Source organism: Acinetobacter pittii ATCC 19004 = CIP 70.29 (genome assembly GCF_000369045.1).
Classification (GTDB): Bacteria; Pseudomonadota; Gammaproteobacteria; order Pseudomonadales; family Moraxellaceae; genus Acinetobacter; species Acinetobacter pittii.
This window is the reverse complement of sequence record NZ_KB849796.1, coordinates 343,124-359,447: the sequence shown is the minus strand read 5'-3', so window position 1 is coordinate 359,447 and position 16,324 is coordinate 343,124. Positions and strand designations below refer to the sequence as shown.

18 protein-coding genes are annotated in these 16,324 nt (G+C 39.5%); 7 read left to right on the top strand and 11 right to left on the bottom strand.

The genetic code is table 11. From position 1 onward, the window contains the following. Positions 1-118 precede the first annotated feature (118 nt). Both allA and alc read right to left on the bottom strand, forming a co-directional pair. Complete coding sequence (gene allA / locus F928_RS18160) at positions 119-622, bottom strand: ureidoglycolate lyase (RefSeq protein ID WP_005078693.1); 504 nt, start codon at positions 620-622, stop codon at positions 119-121. Continuing rightward, positions 619-1,629 carry an allantoicase gene (gene alc, locus F928_RS18155; protein WP_005078691.1) on the bottom strand — a complete coding sequence of 337 codons (1,011 nt, stop codon included), beginning with the start codon at positions 1,627-1,629 and terminating at the stop codon, positions 619-621. Before alc ends, allA begins: the two co-directional genes overlap by 4 nt. Before the next feature lie 199 nt (positions 1,630-1,828). On the opposite strand from alc, the gene hpxO reads away from it, so the two are divergent. Beyond that, positions 1,829-2,986 carry an FAD-dependent urate hydroxylase HpxO gene (gene hpxO, locus F928_RS18150; protein ID WP_005078689.1) on the top strand — a complete coding sequence of 386 codons (1,158 nt, stop codon included), beginning with the start codon at positions 1,829-1,831 and terminating at the stop codon, positions 2,984-2,986. A gap of 53 nt (positions 2,987-3,039) precedes the next feature. On the opposite strand, the gene tsx is transcribed toward hpxO, so the two are convergent. The 5 genes from tsx to puuE form a co-directional block, all read right to left on the bottom strand. Beyond that, positions 3,040-3,765: an outer membrane protein OmpK gene (gene tsx, locus F928_RS18145; RefSeq protein WP_005078688.1), complete on the bottom strand. Its 726-nt coding sequence runs from the start codon at positions 3,763-3,765 to the stop codon at positions 3,040-3,042. Between the two features lie 121 nt (positions 3,766-3,886). Beyond that, positions 3,887-5,254, bottom strand: a complete 1,368-nt coding sequence (locus tag F928_RS18140) for a nucleobase:cation symporter-2 family protein (RefSeq protein WP_005078686.1) — start codon at positions 5,252-5,254, stop codon at positions 3,887-3,889. A gap of 24 nt (positions 5,255-5,278) precedes the next feature. After that, positions 5,279-5,602 (bottom strand): hydroxyisourate hydrolase, encoded by a 324-nt coding sequence (gene uraH, locus F928_RS18135; protein ID WP_005078684.1) that lies wholly within the window; start codon positions 5,600-5,602, stop codon positions 5,279-5,281. After that, entirely contained in the window at positions 5,599-6,102 is a 504-nt protein-coding gene (gene uraD / locus F928_RS18130) for a 2-oxo-4-hydroxy-4-carboxy-5-ureidoimidazoline decarboxylase (protein WP_005078680.1), read from the bottom strand. Before uraD ends, uraH begins: the two co-directional genes overlap by 4 nt. A gap of 99 nt (positions 6,103-6,201) precedes the next feature. Further along, the gene (gene puuE / locus F928_RS18125) at positions 6,202-7,167 is read right to left on the bottom strand and encodes an allantoinase PuuE (protein WP_005078679.1); all 966 of its coding nucleotides are present in this window, start codon (positions 7,165-7,167) and stop codon (positions 6,202-6,204) included. Positions 7,168-7,419: 252 nt separating this feature from the next. Here puuE and F928_RS18120 point away from each other — a divergent pair, with 252 nt between their 5' ends. From F928_RS18120 to dsbD, 4 genes are all read left to right on the top strand, one after another. Beyond that, on the top strand, positions 7,420-7,770 hold the full coding sequence (locus tag F928_RS18120; protein WP_001019316.1) for an HPF/RaiA family ribosome-associated protein: 351 nt from the start codon (positions 7,420-7,422) through the stop codon (positions 7,768-7,770). 154 nt (positions 7,771-7,924) lie between these two features. Continuing rightward, complete coding sequence (locus F928_RS18115) at positions 7,925-8,470, top strand: ankyrin repeat domain-containing protein (protein ID WP_005066773.1); 546 nt, start codon at positions 7,925-7,927, stop codon at positions 8,468-8,470. Between the two features lie 12 nt (positions 8,471-8,482). Next, the gene (locus tag F928_RS18110; protein ID WP_002122018.1) at positions 8,483-9,250 is read left to right on the top strand and encodes a transporter; all 768 of its coding nucleotides are present in this window, start codon (positions 8,483-8,485) and stop codon (positions 9,248-9,250) included. Between the two features lie 18 nt (positions 9,251-9,268). Next, positions 9,269-11,095 (top strand): protein-disulfide reductase DsbD, encoded by a 1,827-nt coding sequence (gene dsbD / locus F928_RS18105; RefSeq protein WP_002121902.1) that lies wholly within the window; start codon positions 9,269-9,271, stop codon positions 11,093-11,095. On the opposite strand, the gene F928_RS18100 is transcribed toward dsbD, so the two are convergent. Both F928_RS18100 and est read right to left on the bottom strand, forming a co-directional pair. Continuing rightward, positions 11,090-12,283, bottom strand: coding sequence for a GGDEF domain-containing protein (locus tag F928_RS18100; protein WP_005078676.1), 1,194 nt, complete (start codon positions 12,281-12,283; stop codon positions 11,090-11,092). The genes dsbD and F928_RS18100 overlap by 6 nt on opposite strands. A gap of 174 nt (positions 12,284-12,457) precedes the next feature. Continuing rightward, complete coding sequence (gene est / locus F928_RS18095; protein ID WP_002122035.1) at positions 12,458-13,369, bottom strand: alpha/beta hydrolase; 912 nt, start codon at positions 13,367-13,369, stop codon at positions 12,458-12,460. A gap of 152 nt (positions 13,370-13,521) precedes the next feature. Between est and F928_RS18090 the strand changes: the two genes are divergently transcribed. Next, complete coding sequence (locus F928_RS18090; protein WP_002121971.1) at positions 13,522-13,959, top strand: DUF2147 domain-containing protein; 438 nt, start codon at positions 13,522-13,524, stop codon at positions 13,957-13,959. 38 nt (positions 13,960-13,997) lie between these two features. On the opposite strand, the gene yffB is transcribed toward F928_RS18090, so the two are convergent. Together yffB and crc are read right to left on the bottom strand one after the other, a co-directional pair. Then, positions 13,998-14,348, bottom strand: a complete 351-nt coding sequence (gene yffB / locus F928_RS18085) for an arsenate reductase (RefSeq protein ID WP_002121996.1) — start codon at positions 14,346-14,348, stop codon at positions 13,998-14,000. Positions 14,349-14,800: 452 nt separating this feature from the next. Further along, the gene (gene crc, locus F928_RS18080) at positions 14,801-15,625 is read right to left on the bottom strand and encodes an exodeoxyribonuclease III (RefSeq protein WP_002122009.1); all 825 of its coding nucleotides are present in this window, start codon (positions 15,623-15,625) and stop codon (positions 14,801-14,803) included. Between the two features lie 38 nt (positions 15,626-15,663). Between crc and pyrE the strand changes: the two genes are divergently transcribed. After that, on the top strand, positions 15,664-16,314 hold the full coding sequence (gene pyrE / locus F928_RS18075) for an orotate phosphoribosyltransferase (protein ID WP_002121863.1): 651 nt from the start codon (positions 15,664-15,666) through the stop codon (positions 16,312-16,314). The last annotated feature ends 10 nt before the right edge of the window (positions 16,315-16,324 follow it).

Below are 16,324 nucleotides of genomic sequence, written 5' to 3'. Positions count from 1 at the left end.
AGGCGTAAAAAATCCCCGCTCAATTGGCGGGGATTTTTTTATGTAAATCTAAATTGTTGGAAATCACCACAACGATTTCTACCATTAAATTAAAATAGACAGACCTGTATATTTTAATTTAGGTCGTAATTTTTATAACCTGTGGAAATTGAAAAACATCACAATTTGCTCCACCTCCAATTCGGTCCACCACTGCAAAATCACTTGGTGCCTCGAAGGTAAGCAAAGGATGATGCCATGTGCCTGCCCGATAATTAATACTTTGCTTTCCATTCGAGACGAAAGCACATAACTTTGAAATATCAGGAGTATTTTCGTCCAAAGCGGGTGCCACGATAATTAAAAACTTTTGTTGCTGTAGTGGAATAAATGCTTGAGAGCCTTTTGGATGGCGCTCTAACATTGAAATCTCTAAAGGCAGCACACTGGCTTTAATATTACGGAAAATACTAATTCCTGCCTTTGCTTCCCCTTCAATTTCAGTTTCAACGAGCGCATGATAGCGCTCAGTGTGGGCATCGTTAATATGAAAAAAGTCATGCCCGTCGCAACAAATGACTTCTCCAAAGGACTGAAAGTTCTCAATAGTTAAGGGCTGAATTTGAACATTCTTTATGATCATGACTTGGCAATTTTTCCCCATAAACGGACACGGCTAATACCACCATCTGGAATCATGTTAATACGAATATGAGAGATTTTTTCATGTTGTAAAATTTCATTCACATATTCATGAATATGGTCCATTTGCATCGGTTGAGCCTCAAGTAAATAAGACCAGAACATACTTTGTGGAATCAGTTGTGCATCGGTTGCATTTTCAAGGTAAACCGCTTGTATGGATACTTGGGCAGGGAAGTTTCCTTTAAAGTGAGCCGTATCAATTTCAAGCTTCTCAATTTTCCCGCTGTTACCCAACGCAAGAATACACCAGTCATAACCTGGAGCTCGGCGGCGTTTAGTTTCCCATCCATCGCCCATGTTGATGCCACGACCAGGGTTAATCAAATTACGCGGATGTCCAAAATGCGCATCGCTATAGGCAACTACGCGGCCACCATTTTCAAGGGCCAATAAATCAAGAGTTTGCTCGCTATCAGTCACCTGAATATGAACATCACCATAGACACGTAAACGGGCAATACCGCCATCTGGGAAAATATTAAGGCGTATATGAGTGAAAAGTGCATCATTATTGATCATAAAAATATGATGCTGGCTCGGGCCTAGTTCAGTATTTCCTAAAACATTCTCCCATTTTGCCCCTGTCAGGTCCCCATTTGGTGCATAACATGCTTCTAATGATGCAGATGCAGGATAATTTCCTGTAAAAAAGCTGGTATCAATATCAAGAGCAGTGATTTTTCCGCTTACACCAAGCTTCACGATACACCAATCATAACCTGCGTGACGCTTACGGCGTGTCTCCCATCCATCCATCCATTTGCCGTTGTCATCAAATTTATCTTCAACAAAAATAGGTGCATCAAATTGCAGCATACGTTTTGCTTCAGCAAAGAAATCATCTGAACACTCAATGACTTGTGCACCAATTCGAGCATCTGCCAAATTGGTTTTAGTATTCAAAATCTCAGGAAGTTCAAAAGCTGGAGCGTGCAATGTTGCCATAATGGAGTATCCGTATTTCTTGTTAAAAACATGATTTTTCATTTAAAACTGCGCCAACACAGAGTGTGCTGAGACGAGTTTTATACATAAATATATAAGCATGGTGCATGCCAGTTTTGTGGAAAAGCTAAATAAATTTTGAACGATGGCATGTTTTTAGCATAAGCACCCTATAGGTGAATATCTATAGGAGCGTGTTATGAATGTGGTGATTATTGGTGCAGGAATGGGAGGTCTAACCACAGGCATTGCATTAAAGAAATTTGGTCACCAAGTTCGCATTTTTGAGCAAACTGAAAAAATTCTTCCTGTCGGCGCGGCAATTTCGCTCTGGTCGAATGGTGTGAAATGTCTGAACTATCTAGGATTAACTGACAAAATCGCCAAACTTGGTGGACAAATGGATGATTTGGCCTATGTGGATGGTTTAACTGGAGATGTGATGACACAATTCAGTTTATTGCCATTAATTGAAGAAGTGGGCCAACGACCTTATCCGGTTGCACGTGCTGATCTACAAAATATGTTGATGGATGAATTTGGTCGTGATCAGATTTATTTAGGCAAAAAAATGGTCAGTCTTGAAGACAAAGCTGATTATGTAGAAGTTCATTTTGCAGATGGTAGCTCAACGCAGGCCGATCTATTAATTGGGGCGGACGGCACTCATTCACTTACACGGACCTATGTGTTGGGGCAGCAAGTACAGCGTCGTTACGCGGGATATGTAAATTGGAATGGTTTGGTTGAGATCTCTGAAGATTTGGCTCCAGCCCAGCAATGGACGACTTATGTGGGCGAAGGCAAGCGAGCTTCTTTAATGCCAGTTGCAGATGGAAAGTTCTATTTCTTTTTAGATGTGCCTTTACCAGCAGGGTTAGATAATAATCGAGATGAATATAAAAAACTTTTAAAACAATATTTTGTTGATTGGTGTCAACCCGTACAGCAGCTTATTGAACGCTTAGACCCGCAAAAGACTAACCGGGTAGAAATACATGATATTGAACCGTTCACTCAATTTTATAAAGGTCGCGTGGTGATTTTGGGTGATGCTGCACACAGCACGACACCTGATATTGGGCAAGGCGGTTGCCAGGCCATGGAAGACGCGATTTATTTAGCGCGTTCTCTGCAAATTAACACTTTAGGGCTAGAAGATGCTTTGCGACGTTATCAAAACAAGCGCAATGAACGTGCTAATGAATTGGTACTTCGTGCACGCAAACGTTGTGATGTGACGCATATGAAAGATGAAGCCGTTACACAAGCATGGTATGAAGAATTACGCCGTGAACAAGGTGGACATATTATGCAGGGAATTATTAGCAATATTGTGGGTAATCCACTTGATTAAAAACAAAAACAGCAAGGAATTTTCCTTGCTGTTTTATCTTCTAAATTCGGATTTTAGAAGTGGTATTTAACCAGTGCACTAACGTTATTTTCATCTCGACCTTGAAGGCCAAATTTATTATTCCACACTGAGTGCTCGATACCGAGGTATAGGCGTGTATCAGGAGAAATGTGTTTACCTACATTCCATTTCCACTGAGTTGTCCAGTTCAACTCGCTCGCATGGTCGCCTTCAGCAGTTGACCAGTCAAGGAAACCATCTACCAAGAAATCTTCAGATCCTAATTTTAATGGAATACCATAAACGAATGTCATTTGATAATCGTCGTCGATGTTCTCATTATTTGCACGGTAGAAGTTTAAATTTGCATATTGGAAATATGGGATATCTAAATCAACTGCAAAACCATAAAGGAAGTTGTCGAAGTTGTTGCCGTCTTCACTGTTACCTTCCCAAGTAGTACTAATGAGTACATCTTTGATTGGGCCATACGACAGTTTTTTACCAGAAACTTCGCCTAAACTTAGACGTGGTGATAACTCAAAGTAAGTACTCTTGTGGTCATTTTCACCACGCATGCGGTCCATAAAGAAAAACACATCAGCGTATTTAACTTTCGCAGCATATTCCAAAGTAATCGTAGTTTCTTTGTCATCTACAACTTCATAGTTTTCACCATAAAGTCCAGTCACACTAAAATCTTGCCAGATTGGTTTCGCCTGAACCATGGCAGTTGCAGATAACAAGGCACAAGTCGCCGCAAGTTGCTTTAATTGCATTTAAATGATCTCCCCCCAAATAAAGCACGCTAAGGATACAGGGTCTTAAGCAAAAATGAAGCCAAATTTGATCAACGGTTAAAAAAAAGCCCACCGAGGTGGGGCGCTAAAAAGTAAATCTTTAATGAGTATTTCTTGTGTTTATTGTTTGGCTCAAATGCGGGGTACGCGAGCTACGAAATGAAGGTAAATGATTAAATAATAAATTCAATAAGATAGCAAAGATACAAGTTGAACTAATGCCCGAATGGAACAAAGTTTGTACCCAAACTGGGAAATGAGCATAAAACTCATGGTTAATAATTGGGATCATCCCAGCTGATAAAGCGGTCGCGACAATAATTAAATTTTTCTGATTGTTATAATCTATTTTTGCCAAAGTGCGAATTCCACTCGCTGCAACCGACCCAAACAAGACCAAACCTGCACCACCAAGTACGGGCATTGGAATCGCTGCAATCAAACGACCCATAATAGGTAGTAGACCTAAAATAATCAGAATGACACCACCTGCTGCGACTACAAATCGGCTTTTGATGCCCGTAATTGCAACTAACCCAACATTTTGGGCAAAAGCGCTTTGCATGAACGAACCAAAGATAGGCGCAAAAGCACTTGAGAACATATCTGCACGAACACCATTGGCGATACGTTTTGAATCGACTTCAGTTCCTACAATGTCTCCTACAGCAATAATATCGGCTGTGGTTTCCGTCATAATCACTAAGGTAACGATTAGCATCGATAAAATTGCACTTAGCTCGAAAGTCGGTAAACCGAATGCAAATAGGTGGGGAAATTGCAGCCATGCGCCTGAACTCACCTGTCTAAAATCACCAAAACCCATGAAGTAGGCGAGGATAGTACCAGCCACAATAGCCAACAAAATTGATAAACGTCGAATGCTTGCTTGCGGCAGCATATTTAGAACAATCACAATGCCTAAGGTCAGCAGTGCCAAAGAGATATTTTCTACGCTACCCCAGTCAGGCGCTTTGTTGTTGCCGCCCATCATCCAGCGAATCGCAACGGGTAACAAAGATAGACCAATAATCGTGATAACGCATCCAGTCACAACAGGTGGGAAAAAACGAATAATTTTTGAAAAGTAAGGCGCAAGGCATAGTCCAATTAGAGAGGCAGCAATGACCGCGCCGTAGACAGCAGGTAAACCACCGCCTGTAGTGATAATGGCGACCATGGTGGCCACACCCGCAAAAGATACACCCTGTACGAGAGGTAATTTTGCGCCTAAATATTTGGTTCCGATTGTTTGGATCAGGGTTGCCAATCCACCTACAAATAGGGCCGCTGCAATTAACATTCCGATTTGTGCTGAGCTTAAGCCAGCTGCCGTTCCAATAATCAAAGGCGGGGCTACAATGCCACCATACATGGTCAGCACATGCTGTAAGCCGTAAGCAAAACTTTTGGAAATTCCTAAATATTCATGCTCTGGAGAAATTGCATTTTTTTGCTGATGATTCATATTTTTCTCCTATTTATAATTGAGTTAGCTACCGCGATAAGTGGAGTAAGCAAACGGGCTGATCAGTAAAGGAATGTGATAATGCTGATTGACGTCTTCTACAAAAAATTGGATACAAACACGTGGAAAAAAAGTTTTGACTTGCTGCGATGAAAAATAAGGAGCAATTTCAAATTCAAGCTGATAAGCACCTTCTGCAAAGTCTGTTATTCCAAAATCACTCACTCGACCATCTTGATTAGTGGTTGCTGTCGCTATCAGCTCATGGGTTGCTGCATGAAACAACTTCACTTCTACATCTGCAGCCGGTTTGCCTAAATTCGTATCTAAAATATGAGTGCTGATCATGCTTGTATTTCCTGAGATAGACGTAATAGAGCAATCGCTGCGAGTTGCTCATGTACAATTGTTTTTTCGATAGCCAAGTCGTTTTGTAGTCGTTCATGTAGCTTTTTTAAAATTTCATCGCTACTGAGGCCTGCTGCTTTAATTAAAAAAATAAAGCCAAACTTTTGTTCATAATCAAGATTACCTTGAAGCAGAGCTTGTTGTGTTTGTTCATCTAAAGAAATGCCAGCTTGTTCTTTAGATGAAAAATTCTGCTCTTTTGCATTGAGTTGTTTTTTAGCTTGGCGTTCACCAATTTTTGGATGGGTGGCTAATGCTGCCAGAATCTCTTGCCATGACCACATTTGACTTAATTGTTCTGCATATTCCAAAAGAGATGCTTTTGTTGAATAGGAGCGATTTGAGATGATTTTTTCAGCCCATGCTTGAATGTGGACACAGTTTTTTAACAAAGTCTTGAGTTGTTCTGGTGGGGCTTGATTAAACTCGGCTAAAAACACTGTTATTCCTAAACTCGTTGTCTTGATATAGAGTTTTAGCAATAACAGTGCCAATAGCGAGTTTTGGTTCGCTTAAGAATTTTGAAAATTAAAAATCAATTATTTAGTTATGTGATTTTTATACCAATGTTCAGCAATATCTTGACGACGACATATCCAGACCCGATCGTGCATTTGGATATAGTCGAGAAATTTCTGTAGTGCTTTAAAACGGCCCGGACGCCCTAAAATGCGGCAATGCATTCCAATCGACATCATTTTTGGTGCAGTTTCTCCCTCTGCATACAACACATCGAAACTATCTTTCAAATATTGAAAAAACTGTTCTGAACTATTAAAGCCGCCTGGTGAACAGAACTTCATGTCGTTACATTCCAAAGTATAAGGAATAATCAGATGAGCGCGTGATGTGCCATCAGCATTGGTAAGCGTTGTCCAAAAAGGCAGGTCATCACCATAATAATCTGAGTCATATTGTAATTGTGGAAACTCTGCGAGTAACTGACGTGTATTGGGGCTGTCACGTCCGGTGTACCAACCTATCACTTTATTTTCAAACAGGTTCTCTAAGACAGTTAAAGCCTGTTCTATATGCTGTTTTTCGACTTCAATATCGGTATCTTGATAGTGAAGCCAGCGGTAACCATGAGAAACTACATCGTAATCAGCTTGCTTAATCGCTTCTACAATATAAGGGTTGCGGGCAAGTGCCATTGCAACCCCAAAAATGGTCATTGGAAGTTTGCGCTTTTGGAACTCATTATGAATGCGCCAAAAACCAGCACGTGAACCATATTCGTACATAGAGTCCATCGACATATGTTTAGCTGGGTAACTTGCGGCACCAATAATCTCTGATAAAAACTGTTCTGAGCCATCATCGCCATGCTCTATATGTTTTTCGCCACCTTCTTCATAATTAAGAACAAATTGCACAGCAACCTTGGCATTATTAGGCCATTTAACTTGTGGCGGTTGTCCGTGATATCCGATTAAATCACGTGAATAAGGAGACTTCTGGATTTGCTCAATAAGCTCTGCTCCAGATAGATAAGATTTGGACACGATTGCTCTCCTTTTGTTCAATTTTTCATAAAAATTTAAAAAATCAGCTTGCATATTTTTATAGATGGACTGATATTGAAGGTATGAAGATCTTCAAAATAAATTAAAAGCAGTACGTTTAAGTCAGGAGATAACAAACCATTACACCATCAAAATGTACAATTGAAGTCAGTTCATGCATGCTTAAAACATGCCAACATAAAAAAGTTTTGCATAGAAAAGATCCACAGTAAGAAAGAGAGGATGGTATTTATGAATATTGAAATCCGCACAGATAAAAACATCCATAACAGCGAACGTTTAATTACTTATGTACGTGCAGAACTTACTCAAGAATTCCAACGTCATAGCGAACGTATTACGCATTTTTCGGTTCATTTTAGTGATGAAAATGGGGACAAAGGTGGTGACAAAGATATCCACTGTATGATTGAAGCGCGTCCTTCAGGTTTGAAACCAGTTGCAGTACATCATAAAGCAGGAAATATTGACGCCTCGATTCATGGCGCGATTGAAAAATTAAAACGTAGCCTTGAACATACTTTTGAGAAAAAAGAACACCCGAGAGGTGGTCAACCAGAATTCATTGATGATGAAGTTTAATTTAAAATGCTAAAAAGCCCTTCGGGGCTTTTTTTTATATTTGATGAAAATAAAACTATTCACAACATTAGGTTTGCAATGCGATGCAATCAACCTCTAAAATCTTCAGAAGAGATTAGGCATAATAGTCCTAATATATTTTTGAGAGATGGTCATGTTAACCACCCAGCAGCAAGCTTTAATTAAAGCCATAGAAGAATTAGAACTCGCGCAAGTGCAAAAATTACTTGCTGAAGGACTTGATCCGAACTTTATTGATCCGGAACAAGGGCCACCTGTATCAATCATTTGTGATGGAATTTTTAAATGGTGGGAAGATGTATCAGAAGCTTATGAAGCGGGTACACCACTATCAAAAGAAGAAAAGCAACAATCATTACAAGTTTATCTCGATATTCTCGAAGCTTTGATTCAAGCCAAAGCGAATGTACACCTTTGGGATGCAGAAGAGTTTTATGGTCCTTTATGGGATGCGGCAAGCTCGGCATGTGCGCCAGCTGTTCAACGTTTATTAAATGAAAAAGTTGATCCAAACACACGCGATGAAGAGGGACTCACTATTTTATCTTCAATCAGTCAGTTGTTCTTTGATTGTGACTTTGATGAAATAGACTGGTCAGAAGCGCTTCAAGAAGAGCGTGAAACATTAGAATTATTGCGCCAACATGGGGCAAAAATGTCAAAAGAACTAACTACTTGATTGGATAATAGAATGAGAACGTTTCAAATTTTAACTTTTGCTTTGACCACTGTTGCCGCAGGAAGTACTTTTGCTGCAGAGTTCTCTTTTGACCGCCCCGGTGCTGGTATTGGAACAGGGATTACTCCGGTTGGTAAATTGGCTTGGGAACAAGGTTTGCCAAGTGCAACTTATACAGAGTCAACGGTTGATGGCGTCAAAGAAAAAACCGTAACTGTAAATGAAGATATGTTATTCCGTACCGGTTTAGCTGATGGTTTGGAATTACAATTAGGTTGGCAAGGTCCAGCATGGACTCAAACTAAACGTGCTGGTAAAAAACATGACACTTCAGGCTTTGGTGATGTCAGCATTGGTTTGAAAAAAGCAATTGATCTAAAAGATGAAAACTTATCAATGGCTGTGCTAGCTGAAGCGATCATTGCCACTGGAAATGATGAATTTACTGCACATGACGATATTTATAGCTTAAGTTCAGCAGTCGCTTATAAATATAATGACTTAGTCGGCACATCAATTACCATGCGCTACGAAGTACAAAATAGTAACTGGGCAGTAACTGCAATTCCAACGATTGATTATAAAATCGCAGGTAAGCTGTCAGGTTATTCTGAGTTTATTTACCGTAAAGCTGAAAGCCAAGACTACGAATATGGTTTAGGGACAGGTTTAGTCTACGCCGTAAATGATCGTACTCAGCTCGATGCAAGTATCGGGGTTGATTTAGAGGGCCAAGACAAAAGCTACAATGGTGGCTTAGGCGTGGCATTCTTGTTCTAATCGAAGCAATTTAAATTTATGTTAATGAAAAAGCTTATTCATCAGGGAATTCTTTATTTTCTAGCAGTTGCTGTTTGTGTGTTTAGCCAGTTGGTTTCTGCGCAAGATAAGCTACTCTCACCCGAACAAGCTTTTTCATTTTCGGTTGAATCTTCTGAGCCGCATACTGCGAGTTTGTCTTGGCAGATTCAGCCAAATTACTATCTTTATCAGCATAAATTTTCCGTACAACAAGGTACTCAACCTTTAACTTTAAAGTTACCTAAAGCGGTTGCCCAATATGATGAAAATTATGGGCAAAGTCAGGTTTACTACCATCAAGTTAATTTCCAAATTAAGACTAAGCCGTCAGAGCACTATAGTGTGACTTGGCAGGGCTGTGCCAAAGACCGTATTTGTTATCCACCTCAAACCATTGAGTTTCAAACCGATGCAGATGGCTTGGTGGGTGTGCAAAACCAAGCAGGAACAGCGCCAAAAAGATTACTAGATTTAGCGAATACACAATCCGACACTTCCTCGGGTTCAGAATCTTTAGAAAAAGAGCAGAGTACAGAGACAGCAGCTGATACGACTACACCTCAAATTGCACAAGATCAGATCTGGTCAGCCAAGTTAATTGAACACTCGCTTTGGTATGGAGTTTTATTATTTTTAGGTTTAGGTATGTTGCTCGCATTTACGCCATGTTCTTTACCGATGCTTCCTATTTTAACTTCGCTGATTATTCGAGAACATAAAGGTTTAAAGGCTTGGACCATTGCGCTTACTTTTGTGTGTAGCATGGCATTGGTTTATGCAGGCTTAGGTTTAATTGCTTCTTCGGCAGGCTTAAATTTCCAACGCTGGTTACAACAGCCAGCAACTTTAATTGCTTTTAGTTTGCTGTTTATTGTTTTTGCTCTGAACTTATTTGGTTTGTTTGAGCTTCGTTTACCTCAGACATGGTTAAACCGACTTGACCGTATTCAGTCAATGCAACAAGGCGGTACTTTGGTCGGTGCTGGGGTTATGGGTGTCGTTTCTGCGCTTTTGGTGGGGCCTTGTATGACCGCACCTCTCGCTGGAACTTTATTATTTATTTCTCAAACGCAAAATCAGTGGCAAGGTGCTTTGCTTTTATTCTGCCTAGGCTTTGGAATGGGAATTCCGCTATTGCTGGCAAGTATTTTAGGGGCAAAATTCTTGCCTAAAGCGGGCGACTGGATGCATCAGATTAAAGTAATTTTTGCTTTTCTGATGTTGGGATTAAGTCTTTATTTTATTCGTCCTTTGCTGCCAGATTTGGGCATGCAAGTGCTTAGCCTCGTATTAGGCCTTGCTTTTATAACCTATGCTGTTTATCAGTTTTTCTGGAAAAAAGGGCAACTACAATGGCTCTACGCGATTTTATTGTTAATCGTTACCCCTTTTGTAGCCTATAACCAATATCAACATATTCAAAATCGAACCTTGCAAAGTTCTAATCATATGGCCGAGTGGCATATTGCGACTAGTGCAGCAGACTTTGAGAAAATTTTAGCGGCAGCACCTACTGACCGAGCTATTGTGGTTGATATCTACGCAGATTGGTGTGTTGCCTGCCAACCGATTGAGCACCGTATTTTAAAAGCACCAGAGGTTCAATCTGCTCTTGCACCTTATTATTTAATTAAGCTTGATTTGAGCCATTATGACCAGTCGCATGAAGCGCTACTCAAGCAGTGGAATATTTTAGGACCACCGACCTATTTATTTTTAAGCCCAGAGCAAAAAGAGATTCGTGCTTTACGTTTAACGGGCGCTTTTAGTCAACAAGAGCTTTTGCAGCAACTCGCGAGTTTGGCAAAATTCAAAGAATCATAAAGTATCAATAGTTTCGGTCTGATGAAATGTACGTACCTGATTACGTCCCGAAGCTTTTACCGCATAAAGTGCTTGGTCAGCCTGCCGAATAACCAGATAAGGATCTTGTGCAAAAGCTGAACTGCTTATTCCAAAACTCGCACTAATGTGAATAGGATTATTTTGAGCGGTAAAAACAGGTAATTCTTGCAAGGCTTGGCGACAACGCTCAGCAATTTTCTCTGCTTGAATAATATCTGTATGGGGGAGTAGTAAAATAAATTCTTCTCCACCAAATCGACCAATAATGTCCTCGCTACGTAAATTCTCAGAAAGACATTGAGCAATTTCAATTAAGACTTGATCACCTTGATGGTGGCCGTATATATCATTAATTTTTTTAAAATGATCGATATCAAGAAGTACCACAGCATAATCAAATTGTTGTTGGTGTAGGGACTCCAAATGCATGTTTAAACTACGTCTATTTAATACATTAGTTAATGGGTCGATTTGGCTTAAACGTTGAATATAAGTTTCTCGCTGACGCCATTGGGTGAGTAATATTTCAAATAAAACAAAACAGGCCAATAAAATAGGCATAATAAAAAAAGCCATACTTCCTAACCAGAAAGAATTGGTTTGGACATGATCCATGGCTCTAAAATTAAATAAAGGTGCATACGCTAAAGCACCTGTCATACTTAAATATGTACATACAGTTAAAATAATTGTGGCAGGTACAAGAGCGCTATAAACAATTTTACGGTCAAATAACACCAGACCCACCCCAATCGTACCCACATAACCGACCATAGTGGCAGGGCTGATACTGCCAATTAAATATCCATCATGACATAGCATAAGTGCAAAGAACTGCACGCTAATGAAAGGAATAATTCGTTGAGCCCATTCATCATTTTTGTAGCGGTAACATGGAATAATCAAAAGGACTAATAAAAATAAGGTAAATAAATTGAGCCAGATTTGTGATTCAACTAAAGGTAAATTTGCCCATTGCCAGACACTTGGTGTAATTAAAATATAGCCTTTCCATAAAATCCAACTGAAATTCATTGCGCAAGCAAGTGTGAGCATCAGTGCGCTTTTTTGTAATGGCGTCCAGTTGATGATGTGATTATTGTGGATGAAATCGATTATCACCTGTTTTATTCTATTTACGGGATAAGTGATTAAACGATTTTTCATAATAAATAAGGGCTCCTAAATATAGATGCCTCTTTGTTAGACCATCCTAAAATTGGATTGTTTCAATAATTTATATTTTAAACATAACATGATTTTCAATTTATATATGATGACTTTTTATAAAGAAAATGATGTGAAAAGTTTTGAGGCCTATTCACATCATTTATAAATAAATTAAGTTTTATCGAGTTCGTGGGCAAATTCAGCAATATCTGCCAATGCTTGTTTAGCTTCATCAAACCATGCATTAAACATCTGGAAGTTATGCCACATGCCCGTATAAAGTTTGAATTGAACTTTAACGCCAGCATCTTCAGCTTTTTCTCTAAAACGCTTGGCATCGTCTAATAAGATTTCTTTAGAACCCACTTGAACCAAAGTTGGTGGTAGGCCATGCAAGTCATCGAAGATAGGTGAAACACGTGGGTCATCAGCTGCGATATGATTGCCTATATAGTACTGAGTACCTGTTTGTAGGGCTTCAATAGATAATAAGGCGTCGTGCTTTTTGTTAAACCGAAGAGACTCACTCGTGAGTGTTAAATCCAAAAATGGAGACAACAAGATCAGGCCACTCGGCATGAGTTCAGGTTGTTCTTTCAAACGCAAGCAAAGTGCTAACGCTAAATTTGCCCCGCATGAATCACCCGATAAAATAATATCTTTCGGCTGAATACCTTGTACCACCAAAGACTGATAGATGTCATATAAAGCTTCGGTTGCCTCAGGATAGGGATGTTCAGGTGCAAGTGGATAGTCCACATGAATAATCTGCATTTGAGTACGGGCAGCTAAATCAGTCATAAAAGCATGATGTGTTTTGACACTACCAAGGAAAAAAGCGCCGCCGTGAATGTGAAAAATCAGTTGAGTCGCAGAATCTTGCGGTTTGATTTCTTCACCTTTAATACCTGCTAGTCGAATCGGGCGCACGGATACATTTTTTTGTCGTGGGAAAACGCGACACATCTGATCTAGCACAGGGCGCAAGGTAGTAGCCGGCAAATTTAGCTGGCTTGGCTTACGAATTGTTGTCTTAAGAAAAGTTTCTGTAAAATAATATTTCCAAACATTTGATATATTCATATAGCATCCATTTTTATGCTAGTTTCTTGTTTTCTTGTAAATTTTATTTTGCAAGATTACAAGGTTACACGAAACAGTCACATTCAAAAATTGCAATATCTTTGCGACTTCTGAATACTGAAAATCTTGAAAGACCCAAGGATATTACAAAAATGAAAAAGATTGCTTTAGCTTTAGGACTCATTGGTATGGCTGCATTTGCCAATGCGGCTGATTCACTCAATGGAACGGTATGGAAAACGATTGATGATCAGACCAACAAGCCAAAAGCCGTAGTGAAATTTACGGAACAGAAGGACGGAACCTTAACTGCAACCATTCAGAACATTTTGACACCGGGTGAAGAAAACGCTTGTACAAAATGTGAAGGTCCGTACAAAAACAAACCGCTTAAAGGTGTCACCATTGTACATAATTTAAAAAATGTAGGTGGTAACAGTTATGAAAACGGTACGATTTTAGACCCAAAATCAGGTAAAACTTACAAACTGAAAGGTGAGTTAACCGATGGCGGCAAAAAGCTTAAATTACGTGGTTATATTGGCGTTTCTGCACTTGGTCGTAACCAAACGTGGATTCGCGCGAACTAAAAGTTTTAATAAAAAAACGAGCCAAATGGCTCGTTTTTTTAGGCTTGAATATTTTGATAGGCGGTTTCATCAAAACCCACAATAAAACCCTGTGAAGTTTTTAAAACAGGTCTTTTAATCAAACTTGGTTGAGCAATGAGTGCTTCAATCAGGTGATCTTCACTGCTTAGAGCACGATTTTGTTCTTCTTCTGAAAGCTTGCGCCAAGTCGTTCCTTTTTTGTTGAGAACGGTATCTTTTCCAATTTCTTTTAACCAGATTTTTAAAGTATCTGCATCAATGCCTTGTTTTTTATAATCATGAAAATCATAGTTAAGCCCTTTAGCCTGTAAGGCATCAAATGCTTTTTTCATTGAGTTACAGTTTTTAATTCCATAAATTTTTAACATTTTATCGGACCATGTCAAAAAGAGAGAGCACACAGCCTAACCCAAAATGCTTTTAAGCACTACTTTATACCGATACTTTTAAAACAAATGAAAATTAATGATTAATCGAAAGAGAAATGTCATGTTATTGTCATAAGACAAGGTAATAATGAGCTTAATAAGAAGAAGTTAAAACTAAAAGAACTTAGCGCAAAATAAGAGACAGAAAAGAGAAAACCCGCATTTAATCATCCTGATCATGCGGGTCTCATTTCAACGTCCAATGTCACATCCTTGCAAATAAACTTATCATAAGTTTATTTTATCTTCCTACGGCGTCCTATCCTTTTGCGTCATCCTGACTGCTTCCCTGTGCCGTGGGGCTATAATGCCGTTAAAGCTGTGTAAGAAAAATACTCAAAAACGACATATGCTGTAAGCGAAAACGACAATGTAAGTGAACGAGTGTTCACTTATTCTTGAATTTTATAGTCGATAATAACAGGTGCATGGTCGCTAAACCATTGATCCTTATAGACCCAGGCATTAATTGTACGTGCTTTCCAGTCTGGCGAGCATGCATGGTAGTCAATACGCCACCCTACATTTTTTGCACGCGCTTGACCGCGATTTGACCACCATGAATAAAGTTCTGCTTCTGTACGAACTACACGGAAAGTATCGACATAGCCCAGTTCATCATAAATATGGTCAAGCCATGCACGTTCATGTGGTAAGCAACCCGATGATTTTTGGTTACCTGACCAGTTTTTGATATCAATACGTTTATGAACAATGTTGTAGTCACCACAAATGATGACTGACTTGTTTTCATCACGCCATTGTTTCAGAATTTTTGCGTATTCACCTAAAAATAAATCTTTACGTGCTTGCGCTTCTTCACCACTTGAGCCCGAAGGTAAGTATAATGATGCAATATGTACCGGATGTGACAAACCTAAATCGAATTCCGCGGAAATAAAGCGGCCTTGACTGTCAGCCAGCTCAAACCCTAAACCATCTTTAACTGAGACGAAGGGTAGGCGGCTATATATTGCAGTCCCCGCATAACCTGCACGCTCTGCTGGAAAGAGATGGGTATGCCATCCTTCGGGTCTAAATTTTTCAGTCCATTGTTCATGGGTAATGCGGCTTTCTTGCATGCATACGACATCGGCATCTGATTGTTCTAACCATTCAAGTAAGCCTTTCGTTACTGAAGAACGTAAGCCATTTACGTTAATGGAAACGACTCGAAGAATTTTTACATCACTTGGATACTGATCCTTTGGTATCATGCGAAAATTTAACCTCAATTGTGAATTTGGAGCACCTCATGACAACGCCTGTGTCATTTCACCCGCAAGCATTTATCGAACTCGCATTATCACGCGGTGTGCTTAAATTTGGTGAGTTTACTTTAAAATCTGGACGCGTGAGTCCTTATTTTTTTAATGCAGGCCTACTCAACGATGGTGAAGCTTTATCTCTTTTAGCACAAGGCTATGCTGATAAATTAACACAATGTGAAAATGTTGATGTGATTTTTGGACCAGCTTACAAAGGTATTCCATTTGTAGCAGCGACTGCTGTGGCTTTATCGCAAGTCCATAATAAAAGTGTGCCATGGGGCTTTAACCGTAAAGAAGCGAAAGATCATGGTGAGGGTGGTGTTTTAGTTGGTGCTGCGGTTGAAGGTAAAAAAGTCTGGATTATTGATGACGTAATTACCGCAGGTACAGCGATTCGTGAAGTGGTAACGATTTTGAAAAATGCTGGTGCAACTATTGCGGGTGTTTTGGTGGCATTAGATCGTCAAGAACGTGGTCAAGGTGAACTTTCTGCAATTCAAGAAGTTCAAAAAGAATTAGAAATTCCTGTACATGCACTGATTACCATGAAAGATTTAATGGATTATTTAGAAGCGAAAGGTGAAACAGAAGCCCTAGCAAATATGCAAGCGTATCGCGAGAAATATGGTATCTAAAAAGAAAAAG